Here is a 17,212-nt window from a genome sequence, read left to right on the forward strand (position 1 = left end):
ATGGCTTTTTCCGGTATTATGTAGCAAATGCATAAAACAGAAATTTTAACCAAAACATAGGGACACACTGCGTGTGTCCGTTATAAAATCAAATTATTTCAATAGGTTAAAACTCGGACACACGCAGTGTGTCCCTACAAGATAACAAAAAAGCAACATTGTGCAACTGCTGCATAATACCGATATTTTCAAAAGAATTTATGACCGCACTTTTTTGCGTTAACATCACATTCCGGCAATATATTTGAGCATCACACCGGCAGCGATAGCCGAGCCAATGACCCCGGCGACATTTGGTCCCATGGCGTGCATCAATAAGAAGTTTTGATGATCCGCTTCTAACCCCACTTTATTGGACACCCTTGCTGCCATAGGCACGGCAGAAACCCCTGCAGAGCCAATAAGCGGATTGATTTTATTTTTGCTAAACTTATTCATCAATTTTGCCATCAATACCCCACTTGCCGTGCCAATACTAAAGGCAACAACACCGAGTAACAAAATCCCCAACGTTTGAGGTTGAAGGAATTTATCCGCCACCAATTTTGCCCCAACAGATAGCCCAAGAACAATCGTAGTAATATTGATTAAGGCATTTTGCGTGGTATCACTTAACCGATCTACCACTCCGCTAACCCGCATCAAGTTACCGAAACAGAACATTCCTAACAATGGTGCGGCATCCGGTAAGATCAACGCAACCAATAACAAGAGGATGATTGGAAACAACACTTTCTCACGCTGGCTGACAGGACGAAGTTGTACCATACGGATTTTCCGTTCTTCCTCTGTGGTGAGGGCTTTCATAATTGGCGGTTGAATTAAGGGAACAAGCGCCATATAAGAATAAGCCGCCACCGCAATGGCTCCCAGTAATTCAGGGGCAAGTTTACTGGTAAGATAAATCGCCGTTGGGCCGTCTGCACCGCCAATAATCCCAATGGCTGCGGCTTGTGGAAGGGTGAAGGAAATAATCCCAAGCCAATTTAACGCCAATGCCCCTAATACAGTGGTGAAAATACCAAATTGAGCCGCTGCACCTAACAACAAGGTTCTCGGGTTGGCAAGAAGCGGGCCGAAGTCCGTCATTGCTCCCACGCCCATAAAGATGACAAGCGGCGCAACACCATAGCCAATGGCCACTTTATAGAATAAAGCGAGAATACCTGCGCTATATCCCATATCACCGGCTAAGGTTTCCAACTCTGCAATTTGCGATGGTAACGCACTATTGAGCGCGTCTTTAATCGCAACCGGATCAGCTACGGTATTAAGTTTTGTTGCAACAATAGCAAGCTGGTGCGCCGTGCCGGAATGGATAAGATTATCCAATGCGCTCATCGCTATTCCGGCTTCGGGAATGTTGGACAACAGCCCGCCAAACCCTATAGGCAATAATAATAACGGTTCAAATTTTTTGGAGATCGCCAACCAGAGTAAGAGCAAACTGACACCGATCATCACGGCTTGCCCCCATTCCAGATGCATAATCCCCATACCTTTAAATAATGCAATAATACTGTCCATCTTTCCCACCTACTACTTATACGATGGTCATTAAGGTATCACCTACGGTGACGCTATCGCCCGCTTTTACCGCAATATTTCGGACGACCCCACCTTTCACCGCTCGAATTTCCGTTTCCATTTTCATCGCCTCAAGCACGAGTAATACATCGCCTTCTGCGACAGTTTGCCCTTCTGTTACCACCACTTTCCAAATATTCCCTGACATTGGTGCGGTAACCGGCTCGCCTGTGGCAGATGGTGCCGATGCGGAAGGGGGAACAGAAGGCGTTTGGGTTGTTTGAGCAGAAGGCGTAGTTGGAGTGATATTTGTTACATCCCCACCCTTGCTGACTTTCACCACAAAGGCTTTACCTTCTAATTCCACCGTATAAACTGCTGCGCCAGCGGATTTTGTGTTTGAAAGTGCGGTTGGTTTTTCTGCTGTTTTTTCAGTGGTTTGATCTGCGGTTGGCGCAGGCTCAAAGGCATCAGGATTGCCACGGTTTTCTAAGAATTTCAAGCCGACTTGAGGGAATAATGCCACAATAAGCACATCATCAATTTCATTTTCAGCCAAGCGAATACCTTTTTCCTTCGCAAGCTGTTTCACTTCTGCGGTGAGTTTGTCCATTTCTGGGGCAAGGTGATCCGCAGGACGATCGGTTATCGGTTGTGCCCCTTCTAAAACTTGAGCTTGCAACGCCGTATTCACTGCTGCTGGTGTGCGACCATATTCGCCTTTTAAAATGCCTGCGGTTTCTTTTGCAATGGTTTTGTAACGCTCGCCCATTAACACGTTAATCACCGCCTGCGTGCCGACAATTTGTGAAGTTGGGGTAACCAGCGGAATGAAACCGAGATCTTCACGAACCCGTGGAATTTCTTGTAACACTTGGTCGAGTTTGTCGGAAGCATTTTGCTGTTTGAGCTGGCTTTCAAGGTTAGTGAGCATACCGCCCGGCACTTGCGCCACTAAAATACGGCTATCAACGCCTTTTAATTGCCCTTCAAATTTCGCATATTTTTTACGAACGGTGCGGAAATAATCTGCAATTTTTTCCAGTTTCAGAATATCTAATCCAGTGTCATACCCAGTGCCTTGTAGGGTGGCTACCAAGGCTTCGGTGGCTGGATGTCCGTAAGTGCCGCTCATGGAGGAAATCGAGGTATCAATACCGTCAGCCCCTGCTTCAACCCCTTTCAGCAATGCCATTTCAGCCATACCGGTGGTGGAATGGCAATGTAAATGAAGACGAACATCGTAACGTTTTTTAATTTCACTGACTAATTCATAGGCAGACATCGGCGTTAAAATCCCGGACATATCTTTAATCACCAGGGAATCAATCCCGATTTCTAAGAGTTGTTCTGTGGTATTCAACCAAGTATCTAAAGTATGGACGGGACTGGTGGTATAACTTAAGGTTCCTTGCGCATGACCGCCTTGTTTACGAACCGCTTTTAAAGCTTGTTGCATATTGCGTGGGTCATTCATCGCATCAAACACACGGAATACACTCATCCCATTGGTGACGGCACGTTCAACAAAGCGATCCACCACATCATCGGCATAATGACGATAACCCAACAGATTTTGTCCTCGTAAAAGCATTTGTAATGGGGTTTTTGGTAAGGCTTTTTTCAATTCACGCAAACGCACCCATGGATCTTCACCTAAAAAACGAATACAACTGTCAAAAGTTGCACCGCCCCACGCCTCTAACGACCAATAGCCAATATCATCCAATGCCGATGCAATGGGGAGCATATCCTCAAGGCGCATACGGGTGGCAAACAGTGATTGATGGGCATCACGCAATACCACATCGGTGATGGCAATTTTTTTCTGTTGAGCAGTCATAGAATACCTCTTCCTTAGCCTATTAAATGAAAAATGTTATTTTAAGCCTTGTTGACGGCGGTGATGTGCAATTGCCGCAACAATAACTGGACGTAAACGAGCAATATCATCGACATTTGACACGGTGGTCGATGGCGATTGATTGGATTGTGATGAGGTTGGAGATTCGTTTTCGGGAAAGAATCGATTGATGATTTTTAAGGCAAGCTTAATGGCATAGATAAGCAGGAAAAGAAAAAAGATCACAAACCCCATTCCTGCAAACATTAAATTGAACCCTTCAAACATAAGTTCCGAACCCGTCATCATTACCTCCAAGAAAAATTTGAAAACACAGCGGATATATTAGCTTTTTTCTCCAAAAAAAACTTTGATATAGTTCACAAAAATAAGGAAAGTGCGGTTGAAATTGACGGGTTTTTGGCGGAAAGTCATGGGAGTCGAACCCACCCGAGAACGCTGGCGTCCTCAACAGGATTTGAAGTCCTGCCACCTCACCGGAGATGACGACCTTCCGAGGTTGAAATTGGTGGTACTTTAGCGTAAATTAGCCGCCAATTCAACGTTATTCTAAACGGGTTCAAAAATGACCGCACTTTTTCAACAGCTGCCTGCCGTTGATAAACTTCTCAAAATGCCACAAGGTGAACAACTTATCGCCGAATTTGGCCATTCCGCTGTGGTGGCGATGTGTCGAGAATTATTAACACAGGCACGCCAATCCATTCAAAAAAAACATCAACTTCCTGACTATTGCAATGATATTGAACGCACCTTTGCTGAACTTCAACTGCGTTTACATCAGCAAAAGACCGTACAAATTAAAACCATACATAATTTGACCGGTACTATATTACACACCAATTTGGGCCGGGCAATATGGTCGGAAGCCGCACAACAGGCGGCGTTGTCTGCCATGCAGGGAAATGTTGCCTTGGAGTATGATTTGGAAGAAGGCAAACGTGGTCATCGAGATCAGTACATTAGTGCGCTTTTATCCCATTTAACGGGGGCAGAAGCGGCTTGCGTGGTAAATAATAATGCGGCGGCGGTACTTTTGATGTTGGCGACCTTTGCTCAAGGAAAAGAGGTGGTTATTTCTCGTGGTGAACTCATTGAAATCGGTGGGGCGTTTCGTATTCCGGATATTATGGCGCAGGCAGGGTGTCATTTAGTGGAAGTGGGCACAACCAACCGCACGCATTTAAAAGATTATCGTCAGGCTATCACTGAAAATACCGCATTGTTAATGAAAGTGCATAGCAGCAATTATCAAATTTTAGGTTTTACTTCATCAGTTTCAGAGCAAGCGTTGGTTGAGCTGGGGAAAGAGATGAATGTACCGGTGGTGACGGATCTCGGCAGTGGCGCACTCATTGATTTAAGCCAATACGGTTTACCAAAAGAGCCGACTGTGCAAGAAAAAGTGGCTCAAGGGGTGGATTTAATCAGCTTCTCCGGCGATAAATTATTGGGGGGCGTGCAGGCAGGCATTATTGTGGGAAAAAAAGAATGGATCGCACAGCTACAGGCACATCCGCTAAAACGGGTGCTACGTTGCGATAAAGTCACCCTTGCCGGGTTAGAAGCCACCTTGCGTTTATATTTGAATCGGGAAAAATTAACGGAAAATCTGCCGACATTACACTTACTCACCCAATCCCTTGAAACATTACAGGATAAAGCGGAACGCCTTAAAGTGCGGCTGGAAAAACGCTTAAATTCACAGTTTGACATTCAAATTGAAGAAAGTCAGGCTCAGATCGGCAGTGGCTCGCAGCCTATGGTACGCCTCCCTTCCCTTGCCGTCACCATGGCGGAAAAAACGAATATGAAATTAACCGCACTTTCCGAACGTTTCAAAAAACTCTCTCAACCCATTATCGGGCGAATGGAAAACGGCAAATTATGGTTGGACGTTCGCAGTGTGGCGACAATAGAAATGTTATTACAAGTGGTGGATGAATTATGATTATTGTCACATCAGGACATGTGGATCACGGCAAAACCGCATTACTTAAAGCCCTCACCGGCACGCATACTGCGCATTTACCGGAAGAAAAAAAACGAGGTATGACAATCGATCTGGGTTATGCCTATTTGCCCCTCGGTGAGGGGGAGAAAACGCTGGGCTTTATTGATGTACCGGGGCATGAGAAATTCCTTTCAAATATGCTGGCAGGTTTGGGCGGTGTCCATTATGCTATGTTGATTGTGGCGGCAGATGAAGGCATTGCCACACAAACAAAAGAACATTTAGCGATTTTACGTCAATTACAGTTCCATGAAATTATAGTGGTGATCACCAAAGCGGATCGCACGAATTCTGAGCAAATCGATACATTAATCAGTCAAATTAAGCAAAATTATCCATTCTTAAGCCGAGCAAAATATTTCATCACCTCAGCAGAAAGCGGGCAAGGTATCGCAGAATTGCGTGATTATTTGCAACAACTTCCGGAGCGGGCGGAAACCCAAAAACCATTCCGTTATGCCATTGATCGGGTTTTTAGCGTTAAAGGAGCGGGAACCGTCGTCACCGGTACGGCTTTTGCCGGCGTGGTGAATGTGGAAGATGAACTGTTTCTTTCTACCGGGCAAAAAGTGCGGGTGAAAGCCATTTATGCGCAAAATACGCCAAGCAAACAGGGTGTGGCGGGGCAGCGTTTGGCACTCAACCTCAATGTGGATTTAGATCGCATACCGATAAAACGTGGTGATTGGTTACTCCAATCGGTTCCTCCTCCTACGGATCGCATTAGTGTGCAAATTTGGGCGGAAACCCCATTGAATGAAAGTCAACCGGTGCATATTTATCACGCCGCCAGCCGTACAACAGGTAAACTTGTGCTGTTACAAGGGAAAAATGCGGCTCAAAATGACCGCACTTTGGCGGAAATTATGTTGGATTCTCCACTCTTTTTAACCTTTGGCGATAAACTTATTTTGCGTAGTGGTGATGCGAAAACCCTTGTAGCCGGGGCGAGAGTTTTGGAAATTCATTCACCAAAACGCCATAAACGAACAGAAGGGCGGTTGAATTTCTTAACAAATTTAGCGCAAACAGAAAATACCTCGCAACGCATTACGCTTACCCTACAACAGACCGCCATTGCCACGAGCCACTTAATGTGGAGCGAACAACTTAGTGTTATGCAGTTAGATAATGCCTTGGTAGAATGTGGCGCAATGCGTTATCAAGACACGTGCTTTAATGCCGATTATCAGGCAGAAAAAACACAGCAAATTTTAACCGCACTTGCCACCTACCATCAACAGCATAACGATCAGTTGGGGGTGAGCAAAGCCCGTTTGTATCGTATGGCGGCACTCAACCAGCCGGAAAACCTGATCTATTATTTTATGGATGAGATGCTGGAGAGCGGTAAACTTCAACAAACCCGAGGTTGGGTTCATTTACCTGAACATAAAATCCGCTTCAATGAGGAAGAACAAACCCGTTGGCAATGGGTGTTAAAGGAATTTGAAAAAGCTAATGGGCAAGCCATTTGGGTGCGAGATATGGCAAAGGCATTGGGGCTTGATGAAGGCGAGATGCGTAATTTTATGTATAAAGCCGGTAAATTGGGCTATCTTACGCCAATTATCAAAGATCGTTTCTTTTTAACGGAAACTATTTATGCTTATGCACGTCTTATTAAATTGATTGCTGAAAAAGAGGGAAAAGCCTCCGTTAATGAAGTACGTGACCGCTTGAATTTTGGTCGTAAGCTCACGGTGCAACTTATGGAATATTTTGATCGCACCGGGTTTTTACGCCGTAAAGGCAATGATCACATTTTGCGTGATAAGAATATATTTGATCTATAAGGAGAAAACATGAAGAAAACATTCATTTCAGTCGCTATTTTAGCCGCACTTTTCACCACCGGTTGCCAGGATAAAGAGGCTCAAGCAAAAATTGAGCAACTTAATCAAACGGTGACACAACTCACCGCAGAAAATACGCAATTAAAAGCGGATTTAATGACGGAAAAAGAACGGGTATCCAAAATGATTCCTGCAATTTTTGTCGAGGAAGACGTGGTGTTTAAAAAATCGGAAACCATTAAATACCCGAAACCTCAACCGGAAGAAGAGTATTTGCCGGAAGAAGGCCGAATCGACTATGCGATTTCCACATTAAAAACCAATATTGATTGGTTAAATACCCTATTATGGGAAGAACTGACTCGAGATGGCAACAACGTGCCTACTCGTGAGCAGGTCATCCAATATTATCAAAAAGGATTTGATGAAACCCGCCGAGCGATGTTGGAAGAGCCGAGTTTGGCGTTTGAAACCAACAGCTGGGTGAATTTCATTGGGCAGAAAGAAAAATTAGCCACCTTTTCCATCGGGACTTATGATTTTACCGGGGGCGCTCACGGCATGGGGGGAACGCGTTATTTGACGGTCGATCTCACCTCTCACAAAATCTTAAAACTCAATGATTTATTCGATGAGAGCAGCTTACCTAAGGTGAAAGCACTACTTTGGGATAATTATACGCAACAGGGTACGATAAAAGATGAAGATACCTTTACATCGAAAGCCGATTTTAATGTATCTGATAATATTTATATCGATTCTGAAGGCGTGCATTTTATTTACAGTGCCTATGCTATCGCCCCTTATGCAGCAGGCGAACCGGATTTAACACTAAATTGGTGGCAATTGAAAGATTTGTTAAAACCGGCGTTTAAACAACAAAACTATGTAAAATTTGACGAAGAATAAGTAAGGAAAAAAAGTGCGGTGAATGTTCACCGCACTTTGCCTTTAAAAATCCACCTTAGCGTAAAACGTCATTGGCTCCCCCGTGATGGGGTGGGTGATGCTTAAGCTTTCTGCGTGTAAGCAAAGGCGTGGCGACATCCTTTTTGCTTGCGGATGAGCGTAGAATTTATCCCCTAAAATCGGGTGGCCTAATGCCAGCATATGTAAGCGGAGTTGGTGGGAACGGCCGGTAATGGGGGTGAGTTTTACCCTTGTGCTGTTATTAGGTAAATGCGCTAAAACGTCAAATTTTGTGACCGCTCTTTTGCCAAAGACAAAATCTAAACGCTGGCGAGGGCGGTTTTCCCAATCACAAATCATCGGTAAATCTACCTCGCCACTGTCTTGTGCAAGATGCCCCCACACTAAGGCTTGATAATGTTTTTTCGGCTCACGTTCACGAAATTGACGTTTGAGCTCTTTGTCTGCCGCTTTGCTCAAGGCAAATAAAATAATGCCACTGGTTGCCATATCAAGACGATGTGCCGGTTCGCAAAAGCCGAATTTTTCTTTCACCCGGCTCATTGCACTGTCGTAATATTGCACTTGATTACCGGGTACGGAAAGCAATCCACTCGGTTTATTGACTACACAAATGTAGTTATCTTGATAAATAATGTCTAAATAGGGTTCCAGTGGGGGATGATATTCAATCAGTGCCATCATTATTCCTTATTGGTAACGATAACCCGAAGGCTATCCAATCGCCAGGTTGCTTTTGCCAACGCCTCTAAAGATTGATTACGCTGTGCTGTTAAAATCTCAATTTCACTTTGGCGAATATTTTTATTCACCTTTTGTAGGGCTTGTAATCGATTGATTTCCGCACTTAAGGTTTGCTCTGCCAATGTCTGTGCTTGGTCGATATAACGTTGGGCAAGAGGTCGGATCTGCTTTTCGCCAAGTGCAAATAATTGTTCTAAAGTTGGTCGTGCCATTTTGATCATTTTATTGGCGATATCTCGACCAAGGGGCTTTAATTTGCTATGTAAGGTATCGAAGGCGACCTGTTCCGCAAGATTATTCCCCTTATTGTCGAGCAGTAAGCGAATAGGGGTAGGCGGTAGGAAACGGTTAAGCTGTAATCCTTTCGGCGATTGTGTTTCCACGATATAAATTAATTCTAACAATAATGTTCCGGCAGGTAACTGCTTGTTTATCAATAGTGCCATCGCCGCTTTACCAAGATCACCGGAGGCAATGAGGTCGATCCCCTGACGGATCATCGGGTGATCCCAAGTGAGAAATTCCAGTTCTTCACGGGCAAGGGCGAGAGGGCGATCAAAAGTGACCGTTACCCCTTCGTCTTTTAATCCCGGGAAATCAGGAATAAGCATCGTGCCGGTTGGGGTGAGCACAATACTGTTTTCGCCGAGATCCTCTTGTTCTAGCCCAATAATATCAAACAAATTTAAGGCAAAATTCACTAATTCCACCTCGTTATCTTGTGTAGCGATAGCATTGGCTAGCTGTTTTGCCTGTTCTCCACCGTTGGAGTTGAGTTCTAGAAGACGATCACGCCCTTGTTCCAAGGCGATTTTGAGCGTTTCCCGCGCTTGTTTGGTGTCTGCAATGAGGTTGTCAAGGTCTGAAAGTGCAGTTAAATTTGACCGCACTTTTTGTAGTGCTTCAGTGAATTGTTCAAATAATGCCATCCCCATTGGGGCGGTTTGCTCAAAGGCATTTAATCCCTCGTGGTACCAGCGGGCTAATGGTTCGTCAGGAGATTTTTCTACACAAGGGACATAGATTTGCACATCGTGCAATTGTCCGATGCGGTCTAAACGTCCAATACATTGTTCAAGTAAATCAGGGTTTTGTGGCAAATCAAATAAGACTAAAGTATCTGAAAATTGGAAATTACGCCCTTCCGAGCCGATACCGGAACTGAGCAAAACCTGTGCGCCATTTTCTATGTCAGCGAAATAAGCCGCAGCTCGATCACGCTCAATAATCGACATATTTTCGTGGAAAACTGTGGCGTGAATTCCCTCTTTTTCCCGCAAATATTGTTCAAGGTAAATGGCGGTTTGCGCACGTTGGCAAATGACAAAGACCTTTTTATCACGTTGTGTTTTTAAAAAATCTAACAGCCATTGGGTTTTCATCTCTTCCGTTTGAGTTCCATTTTCAGCCGTTAGACTAATCGGGTGATAAATACGTTGTGGAAAGCCTTTCACCCCTTGGCGTGTATTGCGGAATAATACTCGGCTTGTACCGTGGCGATCAATCAAGTTTTCGATTAATGTTTGACGTGCCTTTTGTTGGATTTTCGCATTTGAGGAAGCCAAAGCTTGGAACAGAGGATCGAGCTGTTGTTCTTTTAATAGGGTCGCAATATGGTTTTTTTCTGCCTCATTTAAGGGCTTATCCGTTAACAACGATTGCACGACATCGGCAACCGGTTGATAGTGCTGCTGTTCTTCTTGGAAAAGGGCATAATCAAAAAAACGTTCGGGATCGAGCAATCGCAAGCGGGCAAAGTGGCTTTCTTGCCCTAATTGTTCCGGTGTAGCGGTGAGTAATAATACGGAAGGTATCACTTTTGCAAGTTGTTCAACATATAAATACGCACGGCTTGGTGTCGTTTCCGACCAAACTAAATGATGGGCTTCGTCCACAATCAGGCAGTCAAATCCTGCGCCAAGGGCTTGTTCCGCTCGTTTTGGTGAATTTACTAACCAATCTAAGGCACAAATAATGAGCGATTCCGACTCAAAAGGGTTTTCCCCCGTGGTGGCGAAATCAGCACAGCGTTCTTCATCAAATAGTGAAAAATGCAAATTAAATCGGCGGAGCATTTCAACCAGCCATTGATGTTGTAAACTTTCAGGCACGAGTACTAACACACGTTGCACTTTTTCGGCAAACAGTTGATTTTGTAAAATCATCCCTGCCTCAATAGTTTTGCCTAATCCCACTTCATCGGCAAGCAATACCCGAGGATTCACCCGGTTTCCCACTTCAGAGGCAATGTGTAATTGATGAGGAATTAAGCCCGCCCGAATACCACGTAACCCTCGTAGTGGTGATTGAAATTGGGCTTGTTGATGTTTTAGAGTGCGATAACGCAACGCAAAATGATGGTTACGATCTAATTGTGCAGAAAAGAGCCGATCTTTCGCTGAACTGAAGGAAATCAGCGGTGAAATATCACTTTCTTGCACAATGATGTGTTCACCTTGTGGATTTTCCACCAAATAAAAATTCAACCCCTTTATGGTTTGAATATCCACAATCTTACCTTGCCAGCCGTTTTTATGATTTAGCGTTTCGCCTTTGTTAAATTGGATACGGGTAAGGGGAGCCTGGGCGATAGCATAAATACGTGTTTCGTCAGAAGCGGGGAAATGCAACGTCACAGTGCGTGTATCAAAGGCGGTCACCGTGCCTAACCCTAAATTATTTTCACTTCCGCTTAGCCAACGCTGACCAAGGACAAAAGATGTCATACAATTCTCTCGTTTTCATTCATTAAAATTCGGGCGCTATTGTAGCCTGATTCAAAGGGAAAGCAATGAAAACTGTGATCGCTATCACATCTGTGGTGAGGCTTCTGATTCTATGCTTTACTTTGCCAAAGTGCGGTGCAAAAATGGCGCAGTTTTTCACTATTATGGAGTAAAAAAATGGATTGGTCTGAACGTCTTAAACGTGAATTTTTATCTGGTTGGAAACCTTTTGAAGTCCTGTGGCTTGTCGTGTTTATCGTTGCGCAAATTTGGGCGTATGTGCAAGCACCGGATTCATGGTTAGCCATGATTTCCGGTATTTCAGGCATTTTATGCGTGGTATTGGTGAGTAAAGGGAAAATCAGCAATTATTTCTTTGGTTTGATTTTTGCTTATAGCTATTTTTATGTGGCATGGGGACAAAATTTCCTAGGTGAAATGAACACCGTGCTTTACGTCTATTTACCGGCTATTTCATGTGGAAAAACAATCTACAAAATGACAATGGTGGTGACAGTGTGATAGCAAAAGCGCTCAGCCCAAAAGGTTGGGTTATCCTTGCACTGTTTATCGGGATTGGCACACTGTTATTTGTACAAGCCTTACAGGCAGCGGGCGGAAGCTCAACAGGGTTAGATGGACTCACTACCATTATTGTGGTGGCAGCCCAGTTGTTGATGATTTTGCGTTATCGTGAGCAATGGCTTTTATGGATTGTGCTGAATGTGCTTTCTATTATTTTGTGGGCAGAAACACCGGCGATGTATTTAATGTATAGTGCCTATTTACTGAACTCCCTCTACGGTTATTACAACTGGACGAAGTTGACAAAATCGGCAGAAAATTAACTGCACTTTGGAGGAGAAAAAAGACAGTCTTGGAAATTTGGGGCTAATCTACGTCAGCCCCTAAATTATTATTTCGTCATTCTGAACAAGGTTTATTTAGATTATTGTCAGTATATATGACACAAAAGAAGAGGATCATTTAGATAAAATTCATACGGTGATATTTCAATTTCCAGTTTGTTTTGTGATAACGTTCAACCCATATATTTCTTTTCATCTTTTTTCTCAAGTAGATAGACAAACTCATCCCTTCAATGAGAAGAAATCCAAAAACAGCCTTTGCAATAGATTATTTTTACCTTTAAACCAACGTCATTGAGTGCCTAACTGTGGATAATTCGCTCTCTAGATATCGTTGAATGCATTACACAACGAATTAACAATTTCCAACGATCAAAAGCACAGCTTGTCGGTGATACAGATTGTGTTGAGCCTGTAGCAAGTCAGACAGATATTAGCTTCCCCCTAATTCCCAATTTCTATCATTGCGATTACTTTTCTCAATATCAAGTACTTCTACCACATCAAACGAACCTGCCTTAATTCGCCATTTGATATTAAACTCATAAAGACTGATTCCGTAAATACGCTCACTTGGTTTACCTTGTTGATAAGCAGGACGTGGATCTTGCTCAATTACTTCACAAATAAAACGTGCTAAGTGCGGTCGTTTTTCTTCCAGTTTTTTGACTGCACTTTGGGCGTGTTCGGTAAATTCCACCTGAAGTTTTGCTATGGGTTTTTCTCTCGCAAAACCGGATTTTGCATCAGGCTGGCTATCGGCATAAGCTATATAGGGTTTGATGTCGAAAATAGGTGTCCCATCAACTAAATCCACCGCACCTAAATGTAAAAAAACATGACCGTTTATGCACTCCACCTTGCGTAGGGCAACTTTTGATAAGCCTAATGGATTGGGGCGATGGGTGGCTCGAGAGGCAAATACGCCCACACGTTGATTTCCCCCTAAACGTGGCGGACGAACCTTCGGCTGCCATTTTCCCTGTTGAATTTGATCGAACTGAAAAATCAACCAGAGATGGCTAAATTGTTCCAGCCCCTGCACCGCTTCCGGTGAATTATAAGGGGGGAGCAACTCCACAATTCCTACACCGTCTTGTACTAAATCAGGCTGTCGAGGCACGGAAAATTTTTCTTTGTAAGGCGTGTGAATAATCGCAATGGGCGAAAGGGTTAAATCATTCATAAATTGTTGGGATTAAGGTAGAATACGCCACTTATTGTAATCAAAAGTGCGGTCAAAAAAAATGACAAATGAAAAATTGAAAATGTGGTGGGAAACAGCACGTCCAAAAACCTTACCTTTGGCGTTAGCTTCTATCTTCACCGGTTCAGCGCTGGCCTACTGGGCAAAACCGGAAACCTTTAATGGGGTAGTGATGGGGCTTTGTTTGCTGACAACAGTTTTATTACAGGTGCTATCGAATTTTGCCAATGATTATGGGGATCATCAAAAAGGCACGGATACGGAAGAACGCATTGGGCCTTTGCGTGGTATCCAAAAAGGGGGGATTTCAGCGGTTGAATTAAAATGGGGTCTCATTTTCATGGTGGTAGCCAGTTTTATTTCCGGGTGTTTTTTGATCGGTATGGCTTACGAAAGCCTTATCGACCTCTTTGCTTTTGCGCTACTTGGCATTTTAGCGATTGTTGCGGCAATCACTTATACCATGGGGGCAAAGCCTTACGGTTATATGGGCTTAGGGGATATTTCTGTTTTAGTTTTTTTTGGTTTGCTTGGTGTGGGGGGAACCTATTATTTACAAACCCATAGCGTTGATAGCCATATTATCCTCCCTGCCATTGGTTCCGGTTTACTTGCCAGTGCTGTGTTAAATATCAATAATTTACGGGATATTGAACAAGATGCCAAAGCCGGCAAAAACACGCTTGCCGTTCGCTTAGGTGCACATAAAGGGCGTCTTTATCACTGTATTATATTAAGCCTTGCCGCACTCTGTTATTTGCTTTTTGCCCTCACCACGGCTACATCTTGGGGCAATTATTTATTTTTGCTTGCTTTTCCATTGCTTGTCAAACACGCCATTTTTGTTTACCGCAGTCAAGAGCCGCGTGCATTACGCCCTATGTTGGCACAAATGTCGATGATTTCACTTTTTACCAATCTACTTTTTAGTTTAGGCTTGCTTATCAGCTAAATCAGCATATACTAAACGCTATCTCAACGTTTAATAGGGGAAACTTATGTTTATTGATACTTCAGAACTTTGCGATCTTTATGCAGATCAAGTGGATGTGGTTGAACCGATTTTTTCAAGTTTTGGTGGGCTAAGCCACTTTTTCGGTAAAGTGACTACCGTAAAGTGTTTTGAAAATAATGGACTTATCGCTGAAGTATTGGAAGAAAACGGGGAAGGTCGTGTCTTAGTGATCGATGGCGGTGGCGCAGTACGCCGTGCTTTGATCGATGCCGAGCTTGCTCAATTGGCAGCGGATAACGGCTGGGAAGGGATTATCGTTTACGGAGCGGTTCGCCAAATCCAACAGTTAGAAAACATTGATATTGGCGTTCATGCCCTTGCACCGATTCCGGTGGGCGCAGATGAAAGCCAAGCTGGGGAAATTGATATTCCGGTTAATTTCGGCGGGGTAACTTTTTTCCCCGAAGATTATATTTATGCGGATCTCACCGGCATCATCCTTTCACAGGAACCTCTTGATTTGGATGATTTCGAGGACGAATAAAGCTTTAAGTCTCATTTATTTTACGCTCCGCTATTCATTGAATAATGATGTGACACAACACAGTTATATAGAAGATCAAATCTGTATATTGGTAAAAATCCGTCTTCATAGAAAATGAGGCTTGACTTTACTAAAGACAAAGCTCAAGCGTTTGTTATTTAAAAAGCGGGTTGTACTTAGTCATAGAAATCTACACTTTAAGTTGGTTGGTATTTAGTCCAATTTTTTGGGGGGAGATCAATGTGTTGAAGACAAACTTTATTTATCACCAATTAAAGACTTGTTTAATGGCGAAATTATCGCTAATGACTTGGCACCAAGCCCAAATTTTGAGCAGATTATCGAAATGATGGAGCTGGCGATTTTAAAATTGGACGGTACCCCCTATTCTTCATTCAGACCAAGGGGGGTAATATCAAATGGAAAGCTATCGTAAAATATGTCGAGAAAAGGCAATTGCCTTGATAATGGTGCGATGGAGAGTTTTTTTGTCCGATTAAAAACGGAATGTTATTACAGCAATCGATTTGAAACATTTGAGCAACTTGAATAAGCGATTCATGAATATATTCATTACTATAATCATGAACGGGTTCAAGCAAAACTAAAAGGACTAAGCCCTGTGGAATACAGAACTCAGTCCTTGGATTTAATGAATCTAACTTTTGGGGGCAAAATCAATATCTGCAAGTCTGTCATTAAAAATGATATTCAACGTTATAGATGTAATGAATGTCATAAAATATTTCCTTTTAAAGAAAAATTAGATCTAATAAAAATTTAGCAAGATTATTCATAGGGAAAACAAACTTATAAACAGCTTGCTAATAAATATCTATACTTGATTAGAACGATATAGCGATACGTTTTAAATGCACCTAAAACAAGATTAAACCTACCTAAAAATAATACACTTAACCTTCTCATTGATTCGAGCTTTTGGGGAAGAGAATTTGGTGTACTTGTCCTAATGGATTCGCTCTCTAAAAAAGTGGTTGACCATCAAATTATCAAAAGCGAGAAAGATGTTTATTATTTTATTGCTATCAGTAAACTTAGAGAAAAAGGCTATAAAATTCAATCAATTACTTGTGATGGCAGATGGGAGTTATTGAAAAACGAGCTGAATATTTCCACTCAAATTTGTCAGTTTTATCAAGTTGAGATTGTGATTAGAAAGCTAACAAGACCCCCAAAAATCAGAGTCAGCCCCTAAAAATATTAACAAAACTCCTCAAAATAAGTAGTAAATCAGAGTTTTACGTTAATCTACATAAATGGTATCTTGAATATAAAACATATTTGGAAGAGCGTTCTGATAAGCCTAATGATAAAGGAAAATATTTCTATAAACATAGAAATTTAAGAGGCGCTTATTTAGGTTTAAAGAGAACCAAGATTATCTTTTTGGCTTTGAAAAATACCCGGAATTGAAAATAGAAAAGGCGAATAATCGACTAGAGGGGCTATTTGGAGAACTTAAGTAGAAATTATCGGTACATCAGGGTTTAACTAAATATCATAAGATATTATTTATTAAAGATTTTTTAAATAAAAAGGGTTGATCGTAAATTCACGATCAAATTACTTTGTCTACTATGTCCAATTTTTTACATTATGAGATAAAGTATTGCTCTCTATAAACTTGTAATGCCGAGGAATTTTCAATATTTCGAAAAGAGTTGCGCTGGAAAATATAAGTTTGCATAGAAAATAAAAGTGAGTGCTTTATGGGCACTCACTTTATTTGTTTTAGAAATTACTCTTATCTTATATTAAGAGATTATTTAGTTAACACTATTTAATAATTTTCGCAACAACACCCGCACCAACGGTACGACCACCCTCACGGATAGCAAAACGTAAACCTTGGTCCATCGCAATTGGGTGGATTAAGGATACAGTCATTTTGATGTTATCACCAGGCATTACCATTTCCACACCTTCCGGTAATTCGATAGTACCGGTTACGTCTGTGGTACGGAAATAGAACTGTGGACGGTAACCTTTGAAGAATGGGGTATGACGACCACCTT

At 42.5% G+C, this 17,212-nt stretch carries 13 protein-coding genes, 1 tRNA gene and 2 pseudogenes; 8 read left to right on the top strand and 8 right to left on the bottom strand.

The genetic code is table 11. The features are described 5' to 3' along the window. Positions 1 to 225 precede the first annotated feature (225 nt). From BKK50_RS03970 to BKK50_RS03985, 4 genes are all read right to left on the bottom strand, one after another. Positions 226 to 1,527, bottom strand: coding sequence for a sodium ion-translocating decarboxylase subunit beta (locus tag BKK50_RS03970; protein WP_077415532.1), 1,302 nt, complete (start codon positions 1,525 to 1,527; stop codon positions 226 to 228). 16 nt (positions 1,528 to 1,543) lie between these two features. After that, positions 1,544 to 3,370 (bottom strand): sodium-extruding oxaloacetate decarboxylase subunit alpha, encoded by a 1,827-nt coding sequence (gene oadA, locus BKK50_RS03975; RefSeq protein ID WP_077415534.1) that lies wholly within the window; start codon positions 3,368 to 3,370, stop codon positions 1,544 to 1,546. A gap of 36 nt (positions 3,371 to 3,406) precedes the next feature. Then, entirely contained in the window at positions 3,407 to 3,676 is a 270-nt protein-coding gene (locus BKK50_RS03980; RefSeq protein WP_077415536.1) for an oxaloacetate decarboxylase subunit gamma, read from the bottom strand. Positions 3,677 to 3,791: 115 nt separating this feature from the next. Beyond that, a tRNA-Sec gene (locus BKK50_RS03985) sits at positions 3,792 to 3,886 on the bottom strand. 70 nt (positions 3,887 to 3,956) lie between these two features. Here BKK50_RS03985 and selA point away from each other — a divergent pair. Genes selA through BKK50_RS04000 form a run of 3 tightly spaced genes read left to right on the top strand, consistent with a single transcriptional unit; the run spans position 3,957 to position 8,110 of the window. Next, a complete protein-coding gene (gene selA / locus BKK50_RS03990; protein WP_077415538.1) occupies positions 3,957 to 5,342 on the top strand; it encodes an L-seryl-tRNA(Sec) selenium transferase in 1,386 nt (461 codons plus the stop codon). Further along, the gene (selB, locus tag BKK50_RS03995; protein ID WP_077415540.1) at positions 5,339 to 7,201 is read left to right on the top strand and encodes a selenocysteine-specific translation elongation factor; all 1,863 of its coding nucleotides are present in this window, start codon (positions 5,339 to 5,341) and stop codon (positions 7,199 to 7,201) included. Before selA ends, selB begins: the two co-directional genes overlap by 4 nt. Positions 7,202 to 7,210: 9 nt before the next feature. Continuing rightward, positions 7,211 to 8,110, top strand: a complete 900-nt coding sequence (locus tag BKK50_RS04000; RefSeq protein WP_077415542.1) for an RsiV family protein — start codon at positions 7,211 to 7,213, stop codon at positions 8,108 to 8,110. A gap of 42 nt (positions 8,111 to 8,152) precedes the next feature. Here the strand turns inward: BKK50_RS04000 and rluA are convergent, their stop codons facing one another. After that, entirely contained in the window at positions 8,153 to 8,812 is a 660-nt protein-coding gene (gene rluA / locus BKK50_RS04005; protein WP_077415544.1) for a bifunctional tRNA pseudouridine(32) synthase/23S rRNA pseudouridine(746) synthase RluA, read from the bottom strand. A 2-nt stretch (positions 8,813 to 8,814) separates the two neighbouring features. Beyond that, positions 8,815 to 11,601 (bottom strand): RNA polymerase-associated protein RapA, encoded by a 2,787-nt coding sequence (gene rapA, locus BKK50_RS04010; protein WP_077415546.1) that lies wholly within the window; start codon positions 11,599 to 11,601, stop codon positions 8,815 to 8,817. A 177-nt stretch (positions 11,602 to 11,778) separates the two neighbouring features. On the opposite strand from rapA, the pseudogene pnuC reads away from it, so the two are divergent. Further along, positions 11,779 to 12,449, top strand: a pseudogene (pnuC, locus tag BKK50_RS04015) (nicotinamide riboside transporter PnuC). Positions 12,450 to 12,903: 454 nt separating this feature from the next. Here the strand turns inward: pnuC and tsaA are convergent. Beyond that, on the bottom strand, positions 12,904 to 13,656 hold the full coding sequence (gene tsaA / locus BKK50_RS04020; RefSeq protein WP_077415548.1) for a tRNA (N6-threonylcarbamoyladenosine(37)-N6)-methyltransferase TrmO: 753 nt from the start codon (positions 13,654 to 13,656) through the stop codon (positions 12,904 to 12,906). 61 nt (positions 13,657 to 13,717) lie between these two features. Here tsaA and BKK50_RS04025 point away from each other — a divergent pair, with 61 nt between their 5' ends. The 4 genes and pseudogenes from BKK50_RS04025 (at position 13,718) to BKK50_RS13120 (ending at position 16,392) form a co-directional block, all read left to right on the top strand. Continuing rightward, positions 13,718 to 14,629: a 1,4-dihydroxy-2-naphthoate polyprenyltransferase gene (locus BKK50_RS04025; protein WP_077415554.1), complete on the top strand. Its 912-nt coding sequence runs from the start codon at positions 13,718 to 13,720 to the stop codon at positions 14,627 to 14,629. A 46-nt stretch (positions 14,630 to 14,675) separates the two neighbouring features. Beyond that, positions 14,676 to 15,176, top strand: coding sequence for a ribonuclease E activity regulator RraA (gene rraA / locus BKK50_RS04030; RefSeq protein ID WP_077415550.1), 501 nt, complete (start codon positions 14,676 to 14,678; stop codon positions 15,174 to 15,176). Positions 15,177 to 15,414: 238 nt separating this feature from the next. Further along, positions 15,415 to 15,825 (top strand): annotated as a pseudogene (locus tag BKK50_RS12250) (transposase); the annotation flags it as partial. Positions 15,826 to 16,146: 321 nt separating this feature from the next. Continuing rightward, positions 16,147 to 16,392 carry a 1,4-dihydroxy-6-naphthoate synthase gene (locus tag BKK50_RS13120; RefSeq protein ID WP_341864587.1) on the top strand — a complete coding sequence of 82 codons (246 nt, stop codon included), beginning with the start codon at positions 16,147 to 16,149 and terminating at the stop codon, positions 16,390 to 16,392. Between the two features lie 581 nt (positions 16,393 to 16,973). On the opposite strand, the gene BKK50_RS04045 is transcribed toward BKK50_RS13120, so the two are convergent. Next, positions 16,974 to 17,212, bottom strand: a 239-nt coding sequence (locus tag BKK50_RS04045) for an EF-Tu C-terminal domain-related protein (RefSeq protein ID WP_077415552.1), incomplete at its 5' end; no start/stop codon positions are given.

Origin of the sequence: Rodentibacter rarus, from assembly GCF_001998965.1 — a bacterium.
Taxonomy (GTDB): domain Bacteria; phylum Pseudomonadota; class Gammaproteobacteria; order Enterobacterales; family Pasteurellaceae; genus Rodentibacter; species Rodentibacter rarus.